The organism is Streptomyces sp. SID1328, from assembly GCF_009865595.1.
In the GTDB taxonomy this organism is placed as follows: domain Bacteria; phylum Actinomycetota; class Actinomycetes; order Streptomycetales; family Streptomycetaceae; genus Streptomyces; species Streptomyces griseoluteus.
Map to the genome: position 1 here is coordinate 1 of NZ_WWKH01000841.1, position 1,039 is coordinate 1,039.

General features: G+C 74.5%; 1 protein-coding gene and 1 pseudogene. One reads left to right on the forward strand and one right to left on the reverse strand.

Features of this window, described 5'->3' with window-relative positions; genetic code table 11:
- Positions 1 to 649 (forward strand): annotated as a pseudogene (locus GT030_RS26760) (EmrB/QacA family drug resistance transporter); the annotation flags it as partial.
- Here GT030_RS26760 and GT030_RS26765 read toward each other — a convergent pair.
- The coding region (locus tag GT030_RS26765; protein ID WP_161203309.1) for a GNAT family N-acetyltransferase at positions 591 to 1,039 on the reverse strand (449 nt) is incomplete at its 5' end. The pseudogene GT030_RS26760 and the gene GT030_RS26765 overlap by 59 nt on opposite strands.

Below are 1,039 nucleotides of genomic sequence, written 5' to 3' on the forward strand. Positions count from 1 at the left end.
CATCGGCGCGCTGCCGCCTCCGCTGCGGCCGGCCGCGCTGCACGCCTTCTCCTCGTCCATCACCGACGTCTTCCTCTACGCCGCCCCGGTCGCGCTCCTCGGCTTCGTGCTGGCCTGGTTCCTCAAGGAGGACCGGCTGCGCGGCTCGGTCACCGCGCCGGACGCCTCCGAGACCATCCCGCCCAACCCGGTCCACCGCTCCTCCTACGAGGAGGTGTGCCGCGCGCTGTCCACGCTCGGCACCCGCGAGGGGCGGCGGGAGATCTACGAGGAGATCACCGCCCGCGCCGGGTACGACCTGCTGCCCGCCGCGAGCTGGATGCTGCTGCGGATGCGCAAGCACGGGTCCGTGGAGCCGTACGTCCTCGCCGAGCGCGCTCCCGTGCCGCTCAGCACGGTGCTGGCCGCCGCCCGGCAGGTCGAGGAACGGCGGCTCGCCGCGCGTGACGGGCTCGAGCTGTCGCTCACCCCGGCCGGGGCGGAGGTCGCCGAGCGGCTGGCCAAGGCCCGCGAGGACTCGCTGTCCGACCTGCTGGGGGACTGGTGGGAACCCGGACGGCCCACGGATCTCGTGCAGTTGGTGAAGGAACTCACCGCCGAGCTGTGCGGCTCCGAGCGGGAGCGTCCGCAGGTACGGAAGCCTGGCTGAGGTCCTTGGTGAACCAGTGCTCGGCGTACGGGTCCTCGTTGTGCCGTTCCGTCTCGGTGTAGCCGAGCCGGGCGTACAGGGTGCGGGCCTCCACCAGGTCCGTGCGGGTGTCCAGGATCATCCGGCGGGCACCGAGGGCGCGGGCGGCCTCCTCGGCGGCACGGACCAGCGGGGCGGCGCCGCCCCGGCCGCGCGTGTGCGCGTACAGGAAGACGCGGGTCAGTTCCGCGGTGTCCGGGGCGAGCAGGCGTACGCCCGCCGAGCCGGCCGGTTCACCCCCGTACCGCGCGACCAGCAACTCGCCTGTCGGCGGGGCGAGTTCGGCGCCGGTGCGGGCCGCGATCTCCCGCTCCAGCTCGGCCGGGTCGGTGCGGTGCCCCTCGTGCAGCA